This window comes from Methylopila turkensis, from assembly GCF_027922325.1.
In the GTDB taxonomy this organism is placed as follows: Bacteria; Pseudomonadota; Alphaproteobacteria; order Rhizobiales; family Methylopilaceae; genus Methylopila; species Methylopila turkensis.
Window position 1 is genome coordinate 39,542 of record NZ_BSFL01000005.1, and the last position, 20,419, is coordinate 59,960.

A 20,419-nucleotide genomic window follows, 5' to 3' on the forward strand; every position below is an offset into this window, starting at 1 on the left:
CGATGGGCGGAAGGTCCGCGCCATGAGCGATCCCGCGTCCTCCGCCGGCGACATGCTGCTGTCCGAGGACGTCGCGCCGGCCGGACCGGCGCCGGACATCCTCGCGGCGCTGGGTGAGGAGGACCGCGCCCGGGTCGCGGCGCACGGCCGGCCGCGGTCCTTTCGCCGGGGGGACGCCGTCTTCCGGCAGGGCGACAGCCACGACGGCGTCATGGTCATCGAGCGCGGACTGGTTCGCAGCTTCTACGCCGCGCCGCGCGGCCGGGAGATCACGCTCGCCTACTGGCGGCCGGGGGCCTTCGTCGGCGGCCCCGACGTGTTCGGCGGCGGCCGCCACATCTGGGCGGCGGAGGCCGCGCGCCCGACCGAGGCGCTCCATCTGCCGGGCGCGGGCCTCCGGGCGCTCGCGCGCGAAGTGCCGGACCTCGCGCTCGGCATCATCGACGCTCTCGCCTACAAGGCGCGCTGCTACTCCTCGCTGGCGCAGATGCTCGGCACCCGTTCGCTGAGCGAGCGGCTGGCGCACGTGCTGCTCCACATGGCCCAGATCCACGGGGCGCCGGACGACGACCCGGCGCGCGGGATCGCGATCGCGGCGTCCTTCACCCACGCCGAGATCGCGGCGCTGATCGGCTCGACCCGGCAATGGGTCACGATCAGCCTCAACCGGCTGCAGGCGCAGGGCGCGCTCAGCCAGCGCCGCGGCGTGCTGCGCATCCTGAAGCCGGACGCGATCCGGGCGCTGGCGTCCGGCCCCGACGCCTCCGGCTAGCCCGCGCCGCGCCCGCCCGGCGCCTATGGCCGGACCATGCGCCCCGCGTGAAGAAATTTTCTGACAGTCGCGGCGGCGGTGCGCGCAAACCCTTGATTACTGAACGCTGAAGAAGCGCCGGACGGCATGCGTTCGGCGCTTTCACGCGTTGGCACGACGCTTGCGGATCGTCTGTCGAACGAGGCCGGCGCGCTCCGTCGCCGGAGGAAATAAATCAACAAAGTTTATAGAAAAACTCTGGTAAATCCGCCGCATGACCGTCGATCTCGCCTCTCCCGCCGCCCTGTCCGACCTCGAACGCCGCGTGCTCGCTGGCGTGACCGAAGAGGCTTGGCTCGATCTCGCCTGCGCGCTCATCCCCGCGGGGCAGCCGGAGGCCGAGAACCCGCTCGACCCCGATCAGCCGGCGGGGCGCGAGGAGGGCGCGGCGCTGTTCATCGCCGACCTGCTGAAGGACATGGGCTTCGCGGTCGAGCTGCCGACCAAGCGCGAGGGCCGGCCGAACGTGGTGGCCTCGCTGCCGGGCGCGGGCGGCGGCGCGTCGCTGATCCTGAACGACCATCTCGACACCTACCCCGCCGGCGACTGGGCGGCCTGGACCATGACCGGCGGCCACCCGTTCCGGCCGACGCGCCACGGCGACCGGCTCTACGCCCGCGGCACCTCGGACACCCGCGGCAACCTCGCCTGCACGCTGCTCGCGACCCGCGCGATCCTCGCGGCCGGCGTCCGGCTCAAGGGCGACCTCTCCTGCGTCTACACCGCCGACGAAGAGAAGAACGGCCCGGACGGCTCGATCTTCCTGCTCGACGAGAAGGGCCTCGACGCCGACTGCGTCATCGTCTGCGAGCCGACCGGCTGGACGGCGGAGGACGGAAGCTGGGGTCTCGGCGTCGCGGTGGCGAACGGCGGCAACTTCCTGGTCGAGGTCGAGACGCGCGGAACCAAGACCCACCTCTGGCGTCCCGACACCGGCGTCAACGCGGTCGCGAAGATGGCCCGGCTGCTGCCGGCGCTCGAGACGATGACCTTCGCCCACACGCCGGCGAAGCTTGCGGGTGGCACGCCCCCGCGGACCACCATCCTGCGCATCGCCGGCGGCGTTCCGCGCGAGATGCAGTTCACGCCGGACGTCTGCCGCGTCGTGCTGGGCGTCGTCGGCGTCCTTCCCGGCATGACCGCCGACAGCGTGATGGCCGACATCGAGGCGGTGATCGCGAACGCCATGCGGGACGATCCGGAGCTCGACGCCTCGGCGCGGCCTTACCCGCAAGCGCTGTTCGTCGAAGGCACGCTCGAACAGGACGGCGACGCCGAGCCGACGGCGGCGCTTAGGCGGGCCTATGTCCGGACGCTCGGGACCGAGCCGAAGCTCTACCGCAAGAACGCCTTCAACGACACGATCCGCTTCGCCGAGCGCGGCAAGGCGGCCGTCACCTTCGGGCCCGGCGACGACGGCTGGGCCCCGATCAACGAGAGCATCCACATCGGCAAGGCGGTCGCGGCCACCAAGGTGCTCGCGCTCGCCATGCTCGACATCCTCGGGGTCGCGGAATGACCGCCCCCGCCACGCCCCACGCGGAGACGCATCGATGATACGCGCAGCCTTCGGCGTCAGCCGCCGCTTCGTCCTCATGGCGGGCCTCGCGCTCGGCCTCGCCGCGCCCGCCGCGGCGCAGGACCTGAAGCCGATCCGCATCGGCTTCCAGACCGGCGAGATCAACGTGCTGCTGAGCTACGCGCTCGGCTCCGGCCTGTTCAAGAAGGAGGGCCTCGACGTCGCGACCACGCCGTTCCCGGCCGGTCCGGCGATGCTGCCGGCGCTCGCCGGAAGCGAGATCGACCTCGCCTGGATGGGCGAGTTCCCGTCCGTCACCGGCTACTCCAACGGGCTGCCGATCGCGATCCTGTTCATGGAGCGCATCGACGCCACCAACGTCCGCCTCGTCGTCAACCCGAAAGCGGGGATCCAGAAGCTGGAAGACCTGAAGGGCAAGCGCCTCGGCGTCGCGATCGGCTCCACCAGCCACTTCCACACGCTGCGCGCGCTCGCGAAGGCGGGGCTGACGTCCGCGGACGTCACCCTCGTCAACCTCACCCCCGCCAACATGCCGCCGGCCTATGTCGCCGGCCAGATCGACGCCGCCTTCGTCTGGGAGCCGAACGTCGGCGCCATGGAGCGCGAGGGCGCGAAGCCAATCGCCAACACCAGGAGCCTCGGCATGATCACCGGCGGCGTCTGGGTCGGACGCCGGGCCGTCCTCGACGGCGAGCCCGAGACCATGAAGCGTTTCCTGAAGGCGTGGGATCAGGCCCAGAAGGACTACAAGGCGAACCCGGCCGAGGTGCGCGCCTACGAGGCCAAGCGCGTCGGCATGACCGCCGAGCAGTTCGACAAGCTGGTCGAGGGCCAGAGCGTCGCGCATCCGACGTTCCAGCAGACGCTCAGCGCGGACTTCCTCGGCGCGCCGGGCCATGAGCTCGACTCGCGGCTGATGAAGCACCTGCAGGGCATCGGCGCGTTCCTGCTGGAGCAGAAGCGCATCCAGGCCGAGCCGAAGGACTGGGCCGGGCTGTTCGACACCAAGCCGATCCAGGCCTATCTCGCGAGCGCGTCGCAGTGACCGCCGCGGCGCGCCCGTCAAAGCCCGCGGTGGTCGGGGAGGCCGCCCCGCCTTCGCCGAAGGCCGGGGCGGAGCGCGCGCCGCCGGTGCTGAAGTTCGAGCAGGTCGGCTTCTCCTATGACGGGCGCGCCATCATGCGCGACGTCTCGTTCTCGGTCGGTCCGGGCGAGATCCTTGCGCTGCTCGGTCCGTCCGGCTGCGGCAAGACCACGATCCTCAACATGGTGGCGGGCTTTCTGCGCCCGACCGAGGGCGTGGCGGTGGTGGACGGGCGCGAGATCGTCGGTCCGGGTCCGGACCGCGGCGTGGTGTTTCAGGCGGCCGCGCTGTTCGACTGGATGACGGTGGCTGAAAACATCGCCTTCTCGCTCCGCTGCGCCGGCGCCGGCAAGGCGCGGCGCCGGGAAGTCGCCGAGGAGATGGCCGCGCTCGTCGGCCTTTCCGGCTTCGAGGACGCCTTTCCCTACCAGCTCTCCGGCGGCATGCGGCAGCGCGTCGGCCTCGCGCGGGTGCTCGCGGCGGGCCCAAAAGTCATGCTGATGGACGAGCCGTTCTCCGCGCTCGACGTGCAGACCCGCGAGACGCTGCAGGAGGAGGTGCTGCGCATCCGCGACCGCACCGGCTGCACCATCCTGTTCGTCACCCACTCGATCGACGAGGCCGCGTTCCTCGGCGACCGCATCTTCCTGCTCAACGACCTCCAGTCCGGCGCCTACGACGTCTACGACGTCGCGCTGCCGGCGCCGCGTCCGAACCCCGAGAACCGGCTGCACCCGTCCTTCTTGCGGCTGCGCGAGACGATCTACCGGAGGATGCGGCATTGACCCGCTCGGAGGCGCGCCGCGCCCGCCTGCGCTACGTGCTCGTCGCGACGCTGTCGCCGCTCGCGATCCTCGCCCTCTGGGCCTTGGTCGCCTGGCGGGGGCTGGCCTCGCCGATCATCCTGCCGCCGCCCTCGGCGATCTGGACGAGCTTTCTCGACATGGCGGCGAACGGCTATTCCGGCGTGCCGCTCTGGACCCACGTGGCGGCGAGCCTCGCGCGGGTCTCGGTCGCCTATGTGGCCGGCGCGGCGCTCGGCGTGGCGCTCGGCCTGCTGCGCGGCCGCTCGGCACTGATCGACGCGGTGCTGCTCGCACCGTCCGAACTGCTGCGGCCGATCCCGCCGCTCGGGCTGATCCCGCTGTTCATCCTGTGGTTCGGGGTCGGCGAGACCTCCAAGGTGCTGCTGATCTTCCTGTCCGTGCTGCTGATCATGATGGTGAACGCGCAGGCGGGCGTGCGCGCCGCCTCGCTCGATTCGCTGCGCGCCGCGCAATCCATGGGCGCGAACCGCTGGCAGGTGTTCCGCTTCGTGGTGCTGCCGTCCGCCCTGCCGCAGATCATGACGGGCCTGCGCGTCGCCATGGGGACCGCGCTCACCATTTTGGTCGCCTCCGAACTGCTTGGCGGCGACCGCGGTCTCGGCTTCCTGATCCTCGACGCCTCAAGCTTCTTCCGCACGACCTATGTCTTCGCGGGCGTCGCGTTGATCGGGCTGATCGGTCTCGCGACCGACCGCGGCCTCGCCTGGGCTGGCCGCCGCATCGTGCACTGGGAAGGCCGGCGCTGACGGGCGCGGGCCTTGCTCAGGCCGCCTTCTCGACGGCGCCGCGGCGGCCGAGCAGCGGCTCGAAGATGTGCGCGGCGAGGTGCCGGACGACGGGCGCGACCACCCCGTCGCCCGTGAGGTGATAGGCCTCGTTGTAGTTCTTCGGCAGCTGGTAGCTGTCCGGCAGCCCCATCAGCCGCGCGGTCTCGCGCGCCGAGATCAGCCGGGAGCGCACCAGCGGCCCATCGACGACGAGGATCGTCTGCCGGCTCGAACCGCCCGCCGGCGTGCGCAGGCACCCCGCGACGTCGTCGAACCGCACTTCGGCCCGCTGCAGCTTGCCGCCAGCCCCGGCCGGCCGCGTCCTCCGGTAGACGCAGCCGACCATGCGGCGGCCGGCCCGCTTGGCCGCCTCGACCTTGGCGAGATGGAGCGGGGACATCAGCGCCAGCAGCCGCGCGGTGTCCTCCGGGCTGCGCCACGCGACGCCTCGCGGAGCCTCCTCGATCTCGTGGGCGAAGGTGCGCGACCGGCGTTCCGGCGTCGGCAGGCTCCACCACACCATGGCTTCGCGCGCCGCCGGCGACAGGCCCTCGACCGCGCGCCGCAGCCCGCGCGTGTGGAACGGGTCGAGCGGTCCGGGCGCGACGAGCGCCGGATCGATCGCGACGTCCTCGCGGACCCCGATCAGGAACAGTCGCGGCCGCGACTGCGGCACGAACAGGTCGGCGTTGATGACGAGCGCGCCGTGGCGGTAGCCGGCCGAGGCGAAGGCCTCGCAGATCGCGCCGAAGTCGCGGCCGCCATGGGAGGTCAGGGTCCCGCAGACGTTCTCGATCGCGACGACGGCCGGCGCGCGGCCGTCCGCCCGCAGCGCGCGGACGATGTCCCAGAACGGGTAGAACGTGCCCGAGCGCTCGCCCTTGAGGCCCGCGCCGCCGCCCGCGAGCGACAGGTCCTGGCAGGGGAACGAGCCCCAGACCAGATCCGCGACCCCCGGCAGGTCCGCGGCCGCGACGTCGCGGATGTCGCCGCCGCGAAACGCGCCAAGGCCGTGGTTCAGCTGGTAGATCGCGCCCTTCCTGAAATCGAAGTCGTTCGCGAACAGGCAGGTCCAGTCCGCGCCCAGCCCGCACCGCGCCATGCCGCCGCCGGCGAAGAACTCGTAGAACGTGGCCATGGTCCCGCCGGGTGCGCTCGCGCCGCGACGACCGTCAGGCGCGGGCCGCGCCGGACGAATCGCCTTCCAGGGCCACGGTGGCGCCTCGGCGCCGCCGCCGCAATCACGCGGCCGGACAACCGGTCGCGCTCAGCACGAGCAGAAGGTCCCTGCGCTTCAGCACCCTAGGCCCGGAGGCGACGTCGTCGCTCGCCGGGCCTTTCGTTCAAAGGCGGGGACGGTTGGGAGCGTGGGCCGGAGACCAAGGAGAGGGGGAGGGGTCGCCTGTCTCTTAGACGACCAGTTCCTGCAGCACGCGGGCGATGCCCTCGATCGTGTAGGGCTTCTGGATCACCGGACGGTGCTGGTGCTCCGCCGGCAGCATGGCCTGCTCGCCATAGCCGGTCGCGAACATGAACGGCACGTCGAGGCCGTCGAGGCGATCGGCGACGGTGAAGCTGGTCTGGTCGCCGAGGTTGATGTCCAGCACGGCGACGGTCGGGGGTTTGGCGTCGATCAGATCGAGAGCGCCCTCCACCGTCGAGGCCGTCGCGACCTCCGCGCCGAGCCGGCCGAGGATGTCTTCGGCGTCGAGCGCGATGATCAGGCTGTCCTCGACGAGGAGGGCGTTGTGGCCGGCGAGGAACGGCGCCGGGGCGTTCGCCTGATGCGACGGGGAATGCCGGTGATAGCGGATGGCGATGGGCGGAGGCGGGCCCGCCCTGTCCGAGACATGGCGCGCGGGAATGAGGAACCGCGCCTTCAGACCGTCCCTTGCGTAATCCACGTCGGCTTGGCCGCCGAGGTCGTATGGAACCGAGCGCCCGATGATCGTCGTGCCGAAGCCTTTGCGGGTCGGCGGCGCGACCGGCGGTCCCCCGCGCTCGCGCCATTCGAACGCAAGACCGCCGTCCTTGGTGCGGGACCACGAGATGTCGACATGGCCGCCGGCCGACAGGCTGCCGTACTTGGTGGAGTTCGTCACCAGCTCGTGCACGACCAGCGCCATCGTGGAATAGGCCTGCGGGTTCAGCATCACCGGCTCGCCCGACACGTGCACGCCATTGTCGGCGGCGTCCAGGAACGCCTGCGCCTCCGCGTCGATCAGGGCGCGGATGGGCGCCGGGCCCCAGTGGTCGTCGGTGATCTGGTTGTGCGCCCGCGCCAGCGCGTGGATGCGGCCGTCGACCAGGCTGACGAAGTCCTCGATCTTGTCGGAAGAAGGCTTGGCTTGCCGGATCAGGCCGCGGATCACGCCGAGAATGTTGCGGACGCGGTGGTTGAGCTCCGCGATCAGCAGCTCCTGCTTGCGGGCCGCCCGGTCGCGCTCGGCGCTGGCCTCGCCGGCGAGGCGGAGCACGACCTCGATCAGCGTGGCGCGCAGGGTCTCCGCCACACGGATTTCGGGCGGCGTGAAGGGCCGGCTGTGGCCCTGCACGAGCTGCATCCACTCCGCAAAGCTCTCGCGGGGCGTCAGGCGCGGCCCGTTCGGGCCGTAGGTCACGGGCTTGTGGGGATCGCCCGCCCAACGGACGGAGCGCTCCATCTCCCCGCGGAACAGGATGACGTAGTCGCGCGGCGACCGTGAGATCGGGATCGCGAGCATGCCTGCCGCCTTGTCCGCGAACTCCTCGGCGCCGGGCACGAGCGAGGCGATGTGGTCGGTGGCGAACACCCGGCCGGCGGCCGTGGTGTTGAGCGTCCGCACGATGCGGGTGAAGGCGTCGGTGGAAGGGGTCACCCCGGAAAAGGCGTAAGCGCCGTTGATCCACACGCCCACGCCCTCGGCCGGAATGACGTGGGTCAGCACGCCGGCGAGCCATTCCGGGTCCTTGAGCAGCATCTCGTTCGTCGCGACCGCGCCGAGAAGCTGGTCGGAGACGTCGCGCGCCTGCCGCTCGTAGGCCATCACCTCCTTGCGCTCGCGGCCTTCGAGCCGCATCGAGTACATCTCGACGAACAGTTCGCAGACCGATCGGACCTCGAAGCTCGGCGACTTCGGCGAATAGTGGTGGCAGGCGAACAGCCCCCACAACTCGCCGTCGACGAGGATCGAGATCGACATGGAGGCGCGCACCCCCATGTTCCTGAGATACTCGATGTGGATCGGGGACACCGACCGCAGGATCGACAGCGACAGGTCGAGCGTCCGGCCTCTCTCGTCGCGCGCCGGCTGGATAGGAACGGGAGCCGCGTCCACGTCTGCGATGACGCGCAGCAGGTTGCGTTTGTAGAGCTCGCGCGCCTGAGCCGGAATGTCGCTCGCGGGGTAATGCAGGCCCTTGAACGATCCGATTCCCGATTTGCACGTCTCGGCGACCACCTCGCCCGAGCCGTTTTCCGCGAACCGGTAGACCATGACCCGGTCGAACCCGGTCAGGGCCCGGATCTGACGCGCGCCTTCGGTGTAGAAGGCCGACGCATCCTTGACCGTCTCGAGCCGCGCGACCATGGCCCGCACGAGGCTCGTGGTGTCGGCCTGTCTCTCGGCCGCCGGCTGCGCCTCGATGACGATCTGCCCGCCGGACAGATGAACCCCGACATCGAAGGGGCCGGCGCTACCGGTGAGCTTGGCGCCGAACACCTTGTCGACCGCGTTCGGCCCGCGAAGCGTGGTCAGCCGGTTGCGAAGGGTGTGGATGGCCTCGGGCAGGAAAATCTCGTCGAGCGGCCGTCCGATGAGGTCGCCGTCGCCGCCAAGCATCTCCGCGACGTTGTCCGAAGCGCGGGCCACAATCCAGTCGAGGGTGAGCGCCAGCAAGAAACCGATCGGCTGGATGGCGCCGAGCAGGTGGATAGGTTCGCGGTCGCAGTTCGTGAGATCGACGTCGGGCGCGTTCATGAAACCAATGAGACGAGGTCGAGGCTGGCAGACAGCCGGAAACAACGGAAGATGGGGTGATTTGTCCGTTCGGCCAGAGCCGCCCCGCGGCCACGGGACCGCCTCTACGCATCTATACGTAGGACGTTGGGGGCGCGGATCACAACCCCGGCATGCTCTGAGGCGCGCCGGTCGGCTCGTAATCCGCGGTCCGAGGAGGAGGCGATGGTGGGCCCGGCAGGACTCGAACCTGCAACCAAGCGGTTATGAGCCGCCGGCTCTGACCATTGAGCTACAGGCCCCCGCCGGCAGTCATAAGCCGCCGCGCGTGGCGTTGTCACCGGGCATCTGGGCCTGACGGGGCGACGTTCGCCTCTATATCCGCGGTGATGGCGACGACAAGCACCGGCGCGGGGCGCGCGCCGCGCATGATCATCGGGCGAGGCGTCGCGGCGCTGATGGCCGCTCTGGCGCTCGGTCTCGCCGCGCTGGCGGCGACCGCGCCGGACGCGGACGACCGGCCGAAGGGCGTGCTCGTGGTTGGCCAGACCGGCGAGCCGCGGTCGCTCGACCCCTCGACGGTCACCGCCAGCAACGATTTCCGCATCATTTCGAGCGTGTTCGAAGGGCTGACACGGTTCCGGAAGGGGTCGCTCGCGGTCGAGCCGGCGCTCGCCGAGCGCTGGGAGATCTCGGACGGGGGGCTGAGCTACACCTTCCATCTGCGGCCCGGCGCGCGCTTCCACGACGGCGAGCCGGTCGACGCCGACGCGGTCGTCTACACCTTCGGGCGCATGCTCGATCCGAAGCATCCGCAGGCGGAGGCCGGGCCGTTTCCGCTCGCCTTCTTCTTCGCGGCGGTGAAGGCGGTGGAGGCGGTCGATCCGCTGACCGTGCGCTTTCGGTTGGAGCGGCCTTACGCGCCGCTGCTGTCGAACCTCGCCTATCCCGCCGGCTTCATCGTCTCGCCCGCCGCGGCGCGCGCCGCCGGCCGCGGCTTCGGGCGGGCGCCGGTGGGCTCCGGCCCGTTCCGGTTCGTGCGCTGGGAGAGCGGGCGGCAGGTGGAGCTCGCGCGCAACGACGCCTATTGGGGAGGGCCGCCGAAGCTCGACGGGATCGTGTTCCGGCCGATCGCCGACGGCGACGCGCGGGCGGCCGAGATGCTCGCCGGCGGGCTCGACCTGATGCTCGAGCTGCCGCCCGACGCGGCGCCGCGCCTGAGCGATCCGGAGCGGTTCCGGACCCACGGCGTCGCAGGCCCCCATCTCTGGTACCTCGCGCTGAACGCCCGCCGCGGGCCGCTCGCCGACGTCCGCGTGCGCCGGGCGGTGAACTACGCCATCGACAAGCGGGCGATCACGGACAGCCTGCTGCGCGGCACGGCGGACGCGCCGGCCGGGGTGATCCCCGCGGCCTTCGGGCCGGCGAGCGATCCCGAGCTGAAGCCCTATCCGCACGATCCGGACCACGCCCGCGCCCTGCTGAAGCAGGCCGGCGCGGAGGGCGCGCGGCTGCGGCTGCTCGCGTCCGAAGGCGGTTCGGGGATGCTGGAGCCGATCGCCATGGCGGTCGCGATCCAGGCCGATCTGGCACGCGTGGGCCTCCGGGTGGAGATCGAGACCTTCGAGTGGAACGCCTATCTCGCCCGCGTCAACGCCGGTCTCGGCGATGCCGATATGGCCGAGATGGCGTGGATGACGAACGATCCGGACACGCTGCCCTATCTCGCGCTGCGCGGCGACGCGGGGCCCGGGAAGGGCGGCTTCAACGCCGGCGGCTACGCCAACGACGAGCTCGACCGCCTGCTCGACCAAGCGCGGGCGGAGATCGACGCCGACCGGCGCGCCGCGCTCTACCGGAGGATCGACCGACTGGTCCACGACGACGCGCCCTTCGCCTTCGTGGCCTCCTGGCGCCAGAACGCCGTCACGGCCGCCCGCGTGCGCGGCTTCGCGCTGGAGCCGTCGTTCCTGCTCGACCTGCGCGGGGTCGACAAGCGATGAGGACCTACGCCCTCCGGCGTCTCGCCCTCGGCGCGCCGGTGCTCCTCGGCGTGTCCGTCGTCGTCTTCCTCGTGATCGCGCTCGTGCCGGGCGATCCGGCGGCCGCAATCCTCGGCTCCTACGCAAGCCCGGAAAACGTCGCGAAGCTGAGCGCGGAGCTCGGGCTCGACCGGCCGCTGCCGCAGCGCTACCTCCGCTGGCTCGGCGGCGTGCTCTCCGGCGATCTCGGCCGCTCCTACGCCCTCGACCGCCCGGTGCTGGACGAGGTGCTGGACCGGCTCGGCCCGACGCTGATCCTCGCCGCCGCGGCTCTCGCTCTGAGCGTCCTGTTCGGGGTCTCCGCCGGCGTCGCGGCCGCGGTCCGGCAGAACGGCTGGGCCGACCGCGCCATCGGCCTCGCCCTGCTCGTCGGCGTGTCGACGCCCTCCTTCTTCCTGGCGCTCCTGCTGGTTCTGCTGTTCTCGGTGGAGCTTGGCTGGTTCCCGACCGGCGGCATGAGCGCGCTGTTCGGCGACGGCGGCCTCGTCGACCTGCTGCGCCATCTCGCCCTGCCCTCGATCACGCTGGCGGCGGCGGCGGCCGCGATCCTCGGCCGGATGACGCGGGCCGCCATGCTCGACGTGCTGCGTCAGGACTTCATCCGCACGGCGCGCGCCAAGGGCGTCGACGAGGACCGCGTCGCGTCCGTGCACGCCCTGCGCAACGCCGCCGCCGCGATCGCGCCGGTGATCGGGCTCCAGGCCGGCTATGTGCTTGGCGGCGCGGTCTATGTGGAGACAGTGTTCCAGTGGCCGGGCGTCGGCCGCATGCTGGTGGAGGCGATCGGGCGGCGTGACATCCTGCTCGTGCAGGGCGGCGTGCTGGCGATCGCGACGCTCTACGTGCTGGTCAACATCGCGACCGACCTGCTGCAGGCCGCGCTCGATCCGCGGGTCAAGGCGTGAGCGCCGCCTCCGCGATCCGCGCGCTCGGACGGCGCCCGATGACGCTCGCCGGGCTCGCGATCGTCGGCGTCCTCGTCGCGGCGGCGCTCGCGGCGCCGCTGCTGCCGCTCGCCGATCCCGATCTCACCGCGCCGTTCAACCGGCTCGCCCCGCCGGGGACGCCGGGGCATCCGCTCGGCACCGACCATCTCGGCCGCGACGTGCTGGTCCGCGTGTTGGACGGGCTGCGAGTCAGCCTCGGCGTCGGCGTGGGCGCGACCGCCGCGGCGGCGCTCGCGGGCTCCGCGATCGGCCTCGTCGCGGCCTATTACGGGCGCTTCGTCGACGGCGCGCTGATGCGGGCGATCGACGTGCTGATGGCGTTTCCCTATCTGCTCTTGGCGCTCGCCATCGTCGCGGCGCTCGGGCCCGGCCTCGTCAACGCGGCGCTCGCGATCGCGGTGGCGAACGTCCCGTTCTTCGCGCGCGCCGCCCGCGGCGCGGCGCTCGTCGTCGTGCGGCGGGACTATGTGGACGCCGCGCGGCTCGCCGGCTTCTCCGACCTCCGCATCCTGCTGGGCGAGGTGCTTCCGAACGTGGCGCCGCTCCTGGTCGTGGCCTGCGCCGGCACGATCGGCTGGATGATCCTCGAGACCGCCGGCCTGTCGTTCCTGGGGCTCGGCGCGCAGCCGCCGCAGGCCGATCTCGGCTCCATGCTCGGCGACGGGCGCAAGGTGGCCGTCGCCGCGCCCCATGTGGCCGCGGCCGCCGGCGTTGTCGTCCTCCTGCTGGTGATCGGCCTCAACCTGCTCGGCGACGGCCTGCGCGACCTGCTCGATCCGCGGCTCAAGGCGGGGGCCGGCGGCGCGCCCCAGCCCGCCACGGCGGTCGAGCGCGCTTCCGTCCCGCCGGCCTCGGACCTCGGCGGCCTGCTCGACGTCCGGGGCCTCACCACGGCTTTCGACACCGCTAATGGCCGGCATGCAGCGGTGCGCGACGTCTCCTTCGCGCTCGAACCCGGCGAAGCGCTCGGCGTCGTCGGGGAGTCCGGCTCCGGCAAATCGGTCGCGGCGCTGTCGCTGAACCGGCTTGCGCCGACGCCGCCGGGCGCGATCGTCGCCGGCCGCGTCGGATTCCGTGGCGATGACCTGCTCGATCTCGCCTTCGAACCCTTGCGCGCGCTGCGCGGCGACCGCGTCGCCTATGTGTTCCAGGACCCGCTGACCTCGCTCAACCCGGTCATGCGCGTCGGCGACCAGATCCTCGAGGCGCTGCGGCCTGCGCCGGGCGAGGGCCGGGCGGGCCTTCGCGCCCGGATGCTCGCCCTGATCGCCGATGTCGGGCTGGAGGATTCCGAACGCGCGGCCCGCGCCTTCCCGCACGAGCTCTCGGGCGGTCAGCGGCAACGGATCGGCGTGGCGATGGCGATCGCGAACCGGCCGGACGTGCTGGTGGCCGACGAGCCGACGACGGCGCTGGACGCCATGACCCAGATCCGCGTGCTGGAGCTCATGGGAGCGCGCGCGAAAGAGCGGGGCGCGGCGCTTCTGTTCGTCAGCCATGATTTCGGCGTGGTCGCCGCGCTTTGCGACCGGGTGATCGTGATGTACGCCGGCGAGATCGTCGAGGAGGGCCCGACCCGCGAGGTGCTGCGGGCGCCGCGCCACCCCTACGCCCGGCGCCTGATCGCCTGCGCGCCGCGGCTGGGCGAGCCGGACCGGGCGCTCGAAGCCCTTGCCGGCGCGCCGCCGCCGATCGACGCGATCCCCCGGGCTTGCGCGTTCTCGCCCCGCTGCGACCACGCGATCGAGGCCTGCCGGGCGGCCCCGGTCGCGCTTGAGCCGGCGGGCGAAGGGCGGCGGGCGCGGTGCCTGCGCTGGCGGGAGCTCGCCGATGCCTGATCCGCTGCTCGAGGCGCGCGCGCTGACGCGCCGGTTCGGAGGCGGCCGCCGCCTGTTCGGCCGCGCGCGCGAAGGCTTCGTCGCGGTCGACGGGGTGACGCTCGCTCTCGCGCGCGGCGAGACGCTTGGGATCGTCGGCGAATCCGGCTCGGGCAAGTCGACGCTGTCGCGCATGCTGGTCGGTCTCGCGATCCCAAGCGAGGGGACGGTCGGCCTCGACGGCGCGGCGCTGGACCTGCGTCGCGGCCGAGATCGCCGCCGCCTGCAGCGGCGCGTGCAGATGGTGTTTCAGGACCCGGCGAGCGCGATGAACCCGCGCAAGACCGTGGGCGCCAGCGTCGCCGCGCCGATGGTCGGCCTGACCGACTGGAACGCGGAGCGCCGCCGGGCGCGCGTGGGCGAACTGCTCGAGGTGGTCGGGTTGCGCGCCGACCACGCGTCGCGCCATCCGCACGAGTTCTCCGGCGGCCAGCTCCAGCGGATCGGGATCGCCCGCGCGCTGGCCGCGGAGCCCGACATCGTCGTGCTCGACGAGCCGGTCTCGGCGCTCGACGTCTCCGTGCAGGCGCAGGTGCTGGCGCTGCTGCGCCGCCTGCGGGAGGAGCGGGGGCTGGCGATGATCTTCGTTAGCCACGACCTCGCGGTCGTCGAGCAGCTCTGCGACCGCGTGGCGGTGATGCGGCGCGGACGTGTGGTCGAGGAGGGCGACTGCCGTACGGTGTTTTCCGCGCCAAGCGACGGCTACACGAAGGAGCTCGTCGCGGCGGCCCGTCGCTTCACGACCTGAGCGGCTTTACGGCCAGGCCGCGACCGGCGGCAGCGACGACAGGATCGAGGCGACGTTGCCGCCGGTCTTCAGGCCGAAGATCGTGCCGCGGTCGTGCAGCAGATTGAATTCGACGTAGCGCCCGCGGCGGACAAGCTGTTCCGCGCGGTCGGCCTCGGTCCAGTCCGTGCTCATGTTTGCGCGCACGATCGCGGGATAGACCTCCGCGAAGCGCTCGCCGACCGAACGGGTGAAGGCGAAGTCGGCCTCGAAGTCGCCGGTGTTCACCCAGTCGTAGAAGATGCCGCCGATCCCGCGCGGCTCGTTGCGGTGCTTCAGGAAGAAGTACTCTTCGCACCATGCCTTGAACTTCGGATAGTCGGCCGGGGCGTGGCCCTCGCAGGCGGCGCGCATCGCCGCGTGGAAGGCGATCGTGTCCGGGTCGTCCTGGCTGCGGCGGCGGTCCAGCACCGGCGTCAGATCCGCTCCGCCGCCGAACCAGGCGCGGCTGGTGACGACGTAGCGCGTGTTCATGTGCACCGTCGGCACGTTCGGGTTCCAGGGATGCGCGATCAGCGAGACGCCGGACGCCCAGAAGTCGGGCGCCTCCAAGGCACCGGGGATATCCTTGCGGAACTCCGGCGCGAACTCGCCGAACACGGTCGAGACATGCACCCCGACCTTCTCGAACAGCCGTCCCTTCATCAGCCCCATCACGCCGCCGCCGCCGTCGGCGCCGGTGTGGTCCTGCCGCGACCAGGGCGTGCGCTCGAACCGGCCTGCGGGACCGTCGCCGGGCGCCTCGTCCTCCAGCGCCTCGAAGCTCGCATGGATGCGGTCGCGCAGGGTCTCGAACCAGGCGCGGACCTGCGCCTTGCGGGCGTCGAGCTGGGCGGGGGCGAGGTTCATGGCGATCGGACCGGCGCGTTCTGAGGGGAGCATGGTCTTACGCGTTCGCGTCGCCGCTTGGGAAGCCTCGCGCGGCGCTGACGCGTGCGGCGAGCCGGCTCTTGTGCAGTGCAGGAAGAGACGCTAGCCTCACCCGGACGTGAAGTATTCTTGCAGGGCTACATGGCGAAAAAGGTCGTTTTCACAGCGGTCAAGAACGAAGGCCCGTTTCTACTTGAGTGGGTCGCATATCATATTGCGATCGGGTTCGATAAAGTTCTGATCGTGTCGAACGACAGCGATGACGGCACGACCGAGATACTGAACGCTCTGGCCGCAGAAAACGTCATCGAACATTTCTATCATAACGTGCGGCCGGAAGAATCGGCGCACGGCAAGGCCGCCGAGATCATCAACCGCAGCGGGTCGATCGCGACTGGCGACTGGGTGATGTGGCTCGACGGCGACGAGTTCCTTAACGTCCACGCCGGCGATGGCACCGTCGACGCGCTGATCGAGCGGATAGGCGAGCGCCAGGGGATGCTGGTGAACTGGCACTGCTTTGGCGACTCCGGCCACGCCACGTTCCCCGGGCGGTTCATCTCCAAGGACTTCACGCAGTCGGATACGCGCGACTATGGCCGGAACCGCCGCGTCAAGACCTTCTTCCGCTGGATCGAGGGCCAGACCAGCTTCATGCGGAACCCGCACCGGCCCCGCATCGCGCCCGAAGCCGGTCTGAAGAACGCGTCGTTCCTGAACGGCCAGGGCGCGCCGTTGGACAGGAAGTTTCCGACCCACAAGGACTGGCTGAACGGCGACCAGGCGACCGCGCCGCGTTCGCTGATTTACTGCTGTTCGAAGGCGGACTACGGAACCGACCTCGCGCAGGTCAATCATTACACCGTGCGCACCAAGGACATGTATCGCCTGAAGAAGCACCGCGGGCGGTCGCACCCCAAGGTGAAGGCGAACGGCAAGGCCAACACCGAGCGTCACAACGACGACTTCTTCAACGAGTTCAACCGCAACGAGGCGTTCGACGACTCGATCCTGCGGTTCGAGCAGCGCACGGCGGAAGGCATAGCGGCGCTGATGGCGAAGGACGCCGTTCGAGCCGCCCACATCGACTCCATCGAGAAAACGCGCCAGCGCATCGCCCTCATGGAGGCTGACGAAAGCGCTCCGGCTGCGGCGGCGCCGGTCCCGGCTCCGGCTGCCCCTGTCGCCGGCGACGCGCCTCAGGGCGAAAGCTACGAGCAGCGGTTTCTCGCGCGTCGAAAATCCATCATGCCGTGGAACAAGACGCCGGACAGCGAGCTCGCGCGGCAGCGCGAGGTGCAGGCGGTGCTGGCGAAGCTCGCCGGCGCCGTGTTCGGCAAGGGCAGCTATGTCTCGCCCGACGCCTACATCTTCACGACGCGGTTCCGGCTGGGCGCTCGCAGCTGGGTGGCGGGCGAGACGATCATCCGCGGCGACGTCCGCATCGGCGAAAACAGCACCGTGAACGCCTACTCGCAGATCGCGGGGAAGGTGAGCATCGGCGCCGGCGTCCGGATCGCGTCGCAGGTGTCGATCTTCGGGTTCAATCACGGCTACGCCGACATCGCGACGCCGATCTACAAGCAGCCGATCTCAATGAAGGGCGTCACCATCGGGGACGGCGTCTGGATCGGCGCGAATGTCGTGGTCACGGACGGCTGCAGCATCGGCGCCAATACGATCGTCGCCGCAGGATCGGTCGTCACCAAGAGCTTCGGGGATAACCTGCTCATCGCGGGCAATCCGGCGAGGGTAATACGCAGCAGAATAGATGCGCCTAATGTCGAGATGTTAGCCAGTCAGTGACCTGAAACGGGGGAACTAGATGTCTGTCCGCGAAATCATCTACGGGGAGAACTCTCCCTATGAAGGCTTTTCGAAAGACCCGAGCCGCGTCGACATGCAGGGTTGGGGCTCGGAGCACCCGGTCTTCAAAAAGGTGATCGACGCGGTCAATCCGTCGCTGATTATCGAGGTCGGCACCTGGAAGGGCGGCTCGGCCATGCACATGGCCAAGCTGGTCCGCGAGAAAGGCCTGAACGCCGAGATCGTCTGCGTCGACACCTGGCTCGGCAACTGGCAGCACTGGGCGCGCAAGGACGGCGTGGGCAGCATCAAGGACCTGGCGCTCGTGAACGGGTTTCCGACGCTGTACTACACGTTCCTGAACAACGTCGTCTGCGCAGGCTATGAGGACATCATCACGCCGTTCTCGCTGCCCGGCTATTCGGCCTACAAGTTCTTCGAGAACAAGAAGGTCAAGGCGGACATCGTCTATATCGACGGCGACCACGAGTATGACGGCGTGCACCTCGACCTGCGCACCTACTGGGAGGTCGTGAAGCCCGGCGGCGTGCTCGTCGGCGACGACATCAACTGGCCGGGCGTGCGGCGCGCGGTCAAGGAGCTGTTCGAGGACAAGAACATCCCGATGAAGATCGAGGATCGCAAGTTCGTGGTGCGGAAGTCGACCGCCAAGGCGAAGAAGTGAGCCTCGCCGCGACCGCGGTCTGACACGACGACGGAGGCCGGGCGGCGGACGATCCGCCGATCCGGCCGCGATCAGTCGGGGCGCGCGATGGTCTCGGCGACCGGCTTCGCCCCGCGCTCGCGCATCAGCAGGTAAAGCCCCGACGCGATCACGACCGAGGCGCCCGCGAGCGTCCATCCCGTCGGCACGTCGCCGAACACGACGTAGCCGAGCGCGATCATGCCGATCAATTGGCAGTAGATGAACGGCGCAAGGACCGCCGCCGGCGCAAGCCGGTAGGCCGCGATCAGCAGGAAGTGGCCAAGGCCGCCGAGCGCGCCGAGCATCGCCATGAGGCCCCAGTCGACGGCGCTCGGCCAGGTCCAGAAGAACGGCGCGGCCGGCGTCATGACCACGACGCCTACGAGGCCGGAATAGAACAGCGTGGTCGTCGTCGGGTCGTGCCGGGCGAGCACGCGCGTCGACACCAGGTAAAGCGCGTAGGCGACGCAGCCGAGGAAGGCGATGCCCGCCGCCCAGTGCAGGCCGCCGAGGCCCGGCCGCGTGACGATCAGGACACCCAGGAAGCCGACGAGGATCGCGGCCATGCGCCTCGGTCCCACCCATTCGCCGAGGATCGGCCCGGCGAGGATCGCGACCAGGAACGGGGTCGTGAAGGTGATCGAGATGGTCTCGTCGAGCTGCAGGAAGATCAGCGCGACGAAGTTGCAGGCGGTGCAGGCGAGCAGCATCAGCGCGCGCCCGACCTGGAGGCCCGGCCGGGCCGTCCGCATCAGGCCCGGCGTGTTCCAGGGGTTGATGAAGGGCAACGTCAGCAGGAAGTGGAACAGGTAGCGCGCCCAGACCACCTGCACCGTGTCCATGCGCTCGTTCAGGATCTTCGCGGTGGTGTCGAGGCAGCAGAAGCAGGCCAGCGCCGCCAGCATCAGGCCCACGCCCTTGAGGCGCGCGCGGCGGGCCTCGGCGCCGACGGCGTCAAGATTTCCGGCGAAACGGCGGGCGGCGTCCGCCATCAGCGAAGCGCGTCCGGGCGTCGATGTCGCGGCACGGCTGAACCTTGGTGCGGGCGGAACGGAGCCGGCGCGAAAACCCGCCGGCTCATGGGCGGCTGCCGCCGTCCCGAAAAATGAGCGGACATGTGTTCATGACGCGAAAAAAAGAACAAGCCCTCACGCCATGCGTTCGGCGCATGCCGGGCGTCACTCCGGCTCGTCGTCGGCGGCATCCTCGACGGGCGTCTCATCGACCGGCGCGCCGAGCCGGCCGGCGACGTTCTTGCCCATCTTGCGCAGCAGCTTCTTCAGCCGCTTGCGCTCCTTGCCGTCGAACCCTTCGACCGCCTCGGTCTCCAGCCGCGCCCACACCGCGTCGACGGCGGCCGCGCGCAGGCGGCCTTCAGCCGTCAGATCGACGCGCACCACGCGCCCGTCGCCATTGGTGGTCCGCCGCTCGACAAGTCCCTGAGCGGCGAGCCGGGCCACGGTCTTCGAGGCGGTCGGCGGACGAACGCGCAACTCGGCGGCGAGGTCGCCCATCGTCCGGCCGTCCTCGGCGGCGAGCAGGTTCAGCACCTGCTCCTGACCGGGAAACAGGCCGAGCTCCGCGAGCAGCTGCGCGGCGCGCGCCCGGTGCAGCCGCGCCACATGCATCAGTTCGTAGCCGATCGTCTTCGCATACGGATTTTTGGCCATCCGAAACTCCCGGCCGCGACTGTGAAAAGCATGCGGCGCCGCGCTCCCAAAGTCGAGCGGGGCGCGGCTGAGCTAAGCCGGCTCGAAATGCGATAACATGATTTTATGACGCTGATGATCACGGCATTCGGTCCCTTCGACGGAGGCTGGAACGTCTCCGAGCGCCTGCTCGACGCGCTGGAGCGCGGCCGTGCGGAGGTGGAGGAGGCGTGGGGCGCGCCAGCGGCGTTCGTCCGGCTCGCCGTGGACACCGAGACGATCGAACGCCAGCTCGGCGGCGCGCTCGGCGAGCTCCGGCCGTCGCACCTCCTGCTGATGGGGCAGGCCGCCGCGCGGGACGGTCTGACGCTCGAACGCGTCGCCCGCAACCGTCGCGACTTCGCCGCGCCCGACGCCTGCGGTCGCCGCGGCCCGCTCGGGCCGGTGCGCGCCGGCGGACCCGATCTCCGCGCCGCCACCTGGCCCGATCTCGCAGGCGCCGCCGCGGCGCTATCGCGGGCCGGGTTTCCGGCCGCGGTCTCCGACGACGCCGGCGCGCATCTCTGCAACCAGGCGCTCTACCTTGCGCTGGAGCGCGCCGACCCGCTTGCGACCTTCCTGCATCTGCCGCCATGCGCGGAGCAGGTCGCGGACCGCGTCCCCGCGGCGCTGCGGCGGCCGGAGGCGCCGCGCATGACGATCGCCGAGATGGCGCGTGCGGTCGGCGTCGTTCTGCGGCATACCCGGACGATCGCCGCCGCCGCGTGA

Annotated in this window: 17 protein-coding genes and 1 tRNA gene; 12 read left to right on the forward strand and 6 right to left on the reverse strand. The window is 70.7% G+C overall.

All coding sequences use genetic code 11. The features are described 5' to 3' along the window. Positions 1–22 precede the first annotated feature (22 nt). From PKE78_RS17155 to PKE78_RS17175, 5 genes are all read left to right on the forward strand, one after another. Complete coding sequence (locus PKE78_RS17155) at positions 23–772, forward strand: Crp/Fnr family transcriptional regulator (protein WP_271202154.1); 750 nt, start codon at positions 23–25, stop codon at positions 770–772. 253 nt (positions 773–1,025) lie between these two features. Continuing rightward, positions 1,026–2,330, forward strand: a complete 1,305-nt coding sequence (locus PKE78_RS17160; protein WP_271202155.1) for a M20 family metallopeptidase — start codon at positions 1,026–1,028, stop codon at positions 2,328–2,330. Between the two features lie 34 nt (positions 2,331–2,364). Further along, positions 2,365–3,396 (forward strand): taurine ABC transporter substrate-binding protein, encoded by a 1,032-nt coding sequence (locus PKE78_RS17165; RefSeq protein ID WP_271202156.1) that lies wholly within the window; start codon positions 2,365–2,367, stop codon positions 3,394–3,396. After that, the gene (locus PKE78_RS17170; RefSeq protein ID WP_271202157.1) at positions 3,393–4,220 is read left to right on the forward strand and encodes an ABC transporter ATP-binding protein; all 828 of its coding nucleotides are present in this window, start codon (positions 3,393–3,395) and stop codon (positions 4,218–4,220) included. The genes PKE78_RS17165 and PKE78_RS17170 overlap by 4 nt, the downstream gene beginning before the upstream one ends. Beyond that, positions 4,217–5,008: an ABC transporter permease gene (locus PKE78_RS17175; protein WP_271202158.1), complete on the forward strand. Its 792-nt coding sequence runs from the start codon at positions 4,217–4,219 to the stop codon at positions 5,006–5,008. Before PKE78_RS17170 ends, PKE78_RS17175 begins: the two co-directional genes overlap by 4 nt. A gap of 16 nt (positions 5,009–5,024) precedes the next feature. Here PKE78_RS17175 and PKE78_RS17180 read toward each other — a convergent pair whose 3' ends face one another. From PKE78_RS17180 to PKE78_RS17190, 3 genes are all read right to left on the reverse strand, one after another. Next, positions 5,025–6,167 carry a DNA cytosine methyltransferase gene (locus tag PKE78_RS17180; RefSeq protein ID WP_271202159.1) on the reverse strand — a complete coding sequence of 381 codons (1,143 nt, stop codon included), beginning with the start codon at positions 6,165–6,167 and terminating at the stop codon, positions 5,025–5,027. A 271-nt stretch (positions 6,168–6,438) separates the two neighbouring features. Continuing rightward, positions 6,439–8,988 (reverse strand): HWE histidine kinase domain-containing protein, encoded by a 2,550-nt coding sequence (locus PKE78_RS17185; RefSeq protein WP_271202160.1) that lies wholly within the window; start codon positions 8,986–8,988, stop codon positions 6,439–6,441. Between the two features lie 205 nt (positions 8,989–9,193). Further along, positions 9,194–9,269, reverse strand: a tRNA-Ile gene (locus PKE78_RS17190). Positions 9,270–9,395: 126 nt separating this feature from the next. Between PKE78_RS17190 and PKE78_RS17195 the strand changes: the two genes are divergently transcribed. The 4 genes from PKE78_RS17195 to PKE78_RS17210 are packed head-to-tail and all read left to right on the forward strand — an operon-like array spanning position 9,396 to position 14,581. After that, positions 9,396–10,970 carry an ABC transporter substrate-binding protein gene (locus PKE78_RS17195; RefSeq protein WP_271202161.1) on the forward strand — a complete coding sequence of 525 codons (1,575 nt, stop codon included), beginning with the start codon at positions 9,396–9,398 and terminating at the stop codon, positions 10,968–10,970. Further along, positions 10,967–11,914: an ABC transporter permease gene (locus PKE78_RS17200; protein ID WP_271202162.1), complete on the forward strand. Its 948-nt coding sequence runs from the start codon at positions 10,967–10,969 to the stop codon at positions 11,912–11,914. The genes PKE78_RS17195 and PKE78_RS17200 overlap by 4 nt, the downstream gene beginning before the upstream one ends. Continuing rightward, positions 11,911–13,794, forward strand: coding sequence for a dipeptide/oligopeptide/nickel ABC transporter permease/ATP-binding protein (locus PKE78_RS17205; RefSeq protein WP_271202163.1), 1,884 nt, complete (start codon positions 11,911–11,913; stop codon positions 13,792–13,794). The genes PKE78_RS17200 and PKE78_RS17205 overlap by 4 nt, the downstream gene beginning before the upstream one ends. Continuing rightward, positions 13,787–14,581, forward strand: coding sequence for an ATP-binding cassette domain-containing protein (locus PKE78_RS17210; RefSeq protein ID WP_271202164.1), 795 nt, complete (start codon positions 13,787–13,789; stop codon positions 14,579–14,581). Before PKE78_RS17205 ends, PKE78_RS17210 begins: the two co-directional genes overlap by 8 nt. Before the next feature lie 6 nt (positions 14,582–14,587). On the opposite strand, the gene hemF is transcribed toward PKE78_RS17210, so the two are convergent. Beyond that, positions 14,588–15,502 (reverse strand): oxygen-dependent coproporphyrinogen oxidase, encoded by a 915-nt coding sequence (hemF, locus tag PKE78_RS17215; RefSeq protein WP_271202165.1) that lies wholly within the window; start codon positions 15,500–15,502, stop codon positions 14,588–14,590. A gap of 129 nt (positions 15,503–15,631) precedes the next feature. Here hemF and PKE78_RS17220 point away from each other — a divergent pair, with 129 nt between their 5' ends. Further along, positions 15,632–17,296 carry a glycosyltransferase gene (locus tag PKE78_RS17220; RefSeq protein ID WP_271202166.1) on the forward strand — a complete coding sequence of 555 codons (1,665 nt, stop codon included), beginning with the start codon at positions 15,632–15,634 and terminating at the stop codon, positions 17,294–17,296. A 19-nt stretch (positions 17,297–17,315) separates the two neighbouring features. Beyond that, entirely contained in the window at positions 17,316–17,981 is a 666-nt protein-coding gene (locus PKE78_RS17225) for a class I SAM-dependent methyltransferase (protein ID WP_271202167.1), read from the forward strand. 71 nt (positions 17,982–18,052) lie between these two features. On the opposite strand, the gene PKE78_RS17230 is transcribed toward PKE78_RS17225, so the two are convergent. Next, complete coding sequence (locus tag PKE78_RS17230; protein WP_271202168.1) at positions 18,053–18,994, reverse strand: DMT family transporter; 942 nt, start codon at positions 18,992–18,994, stop codon at positions 18,053–18,055. A gap of 186 nt (positions 18,995–19,180) precedes the next feature. Beyond that, positions 19,181–19,672 (reverse strand): MarR family winged helix-turn-helix transcriptional regulator, encoded by a 492-nt coding sequence (locus tag PKE78_RS17235; RefSeq protein ID WP_271202169.1) that lies wholly within the window; start codon positions 19,670–19,672, stop codon positions 19,181–19,183. Positions 19,673–19,786: 114 nt separating this feature from the next. Here PKE78_RS17235 and PKE78_RS17240 point away from each other — a divergent pair, with 114 nt between their 5' ends. Continuing rightward, positions 19,787–20,419 (forward strand): pyroglutamyl-peptidase I, encoded by a 633-nt coding sequence (locus PKE78_RS17240; protein WP_271202170.1) that lies wholly within the window; start codon positions 19,787–19,789, stop codon positions 20,417–20,419.

What these genes read in the sequence shown, in the direction of transcription:
- PKE78_RS17240 (WP_271202170.1), top strand. Translation starts at nt 19,787, where the DNA reads ATGATCACGGCATTCGGTCCCTTCGACGGAGGCTGGAACGTCTCCGAG.
- PKE78_RS17220 (WP_271202166.1), top strand. Translation starts at nt 15,632, where the DNA reads ATGGCGAAAAAGGTCGTTTTCACAGCGGTCAAGAACGAAGGCCCGTTT.
- PKE78_RS17180 (WP_271202159.1), bottom strand. Translation starts at nt 6,167, where the DNA reads ATGGCCACGTTCTACGAGTTCTTCGCCGGCGGCGGCATGGCGCGGTGC.
- PKE78_RS17155 (WP_271202154.1), top strand. Translation starts at nt 23, where the DNA reads ATGAGCGATCCCGCGTCCTCCGCCGGCGACATGCTGCTGTCCGAGGAC.
- PKE78_RS17230 (WP_271202168.1), bottom strand. Translation starts at nt 18,994, where the DNA reads ATGGCGGACGCCGCCCGCCGTTTCGCCGGAAATCTTGACGCCGTCGGC.
- PKE78_RS17195 (WP_271202161.1), top strand. Translation starts at nt 9,396, where the DNA reads ATGATCATCGGGCGAGGCGTCGCGGCGCTGATGGCCGCTCTGGCGCTC.
- PKE78_RS17160 (WP_271202155.1), top strand. Translation starts at nt 1,026, where the DNA reads ATGACCGTCGATCTCGCCTCTCCCGCCGCCCTGTCCGACCTCGAACGC.
- hemF (WP_271202165.1), bottom strand. Translation starts at nt 15,502, where the DNA reads ATGCTCCCCTCAGAACGCGCCGGTCCGATCGCCATGAACCTCGCCCCC.
- PKE78_RS17185 (WP_271202160.1), bottom strand. Translation starts at nt 8,988, where the DNA reads ATGAACGCGCCCGACGTCGATCTCACGAACTGCGACCGCGAACCTATC.
- PKE78_RS17235 (WP_271202169.1), bottom strand. Translation starts at nt 19,672, where the DNA reads ATGGCCAAAAATCCGTATGCGAAGACGATCGGCTACGAACTGATGCAT.
- PKE78_RS17165 (WP_271202156.1), top strand. Translation starts at nt 2,365, where the DNA reads ATGATACGCGCAGCCTTCGGCGTCAGCCGCCGCTTCGTCCTCATGGCG.
- PKE78_RS17225 (WP_271202167.1), top strand. Translation starts at nt 17,316, where the DNA reads ATGTCTGTCCGCGAAATCATCTACGGGGAGAACTCTCCCTATGAAGGC.
- PKE78_RS17200 (WP_271202162.1), top strand. Translation starts at nt 10,967, where the DNA reads ATGAGGACCTACGCCCTCCGGCGTCTCGCCCTCGGCGCGCCGGTGCTC.
- PKE78_RS17210 (WP_271202164.1), top strand. Translation starts at nt 13,787, where the DNA reads ATGCCTGATCCGCTGCTCGAGGCGCGCGCGCTGACGCGCCGGTTCGGA.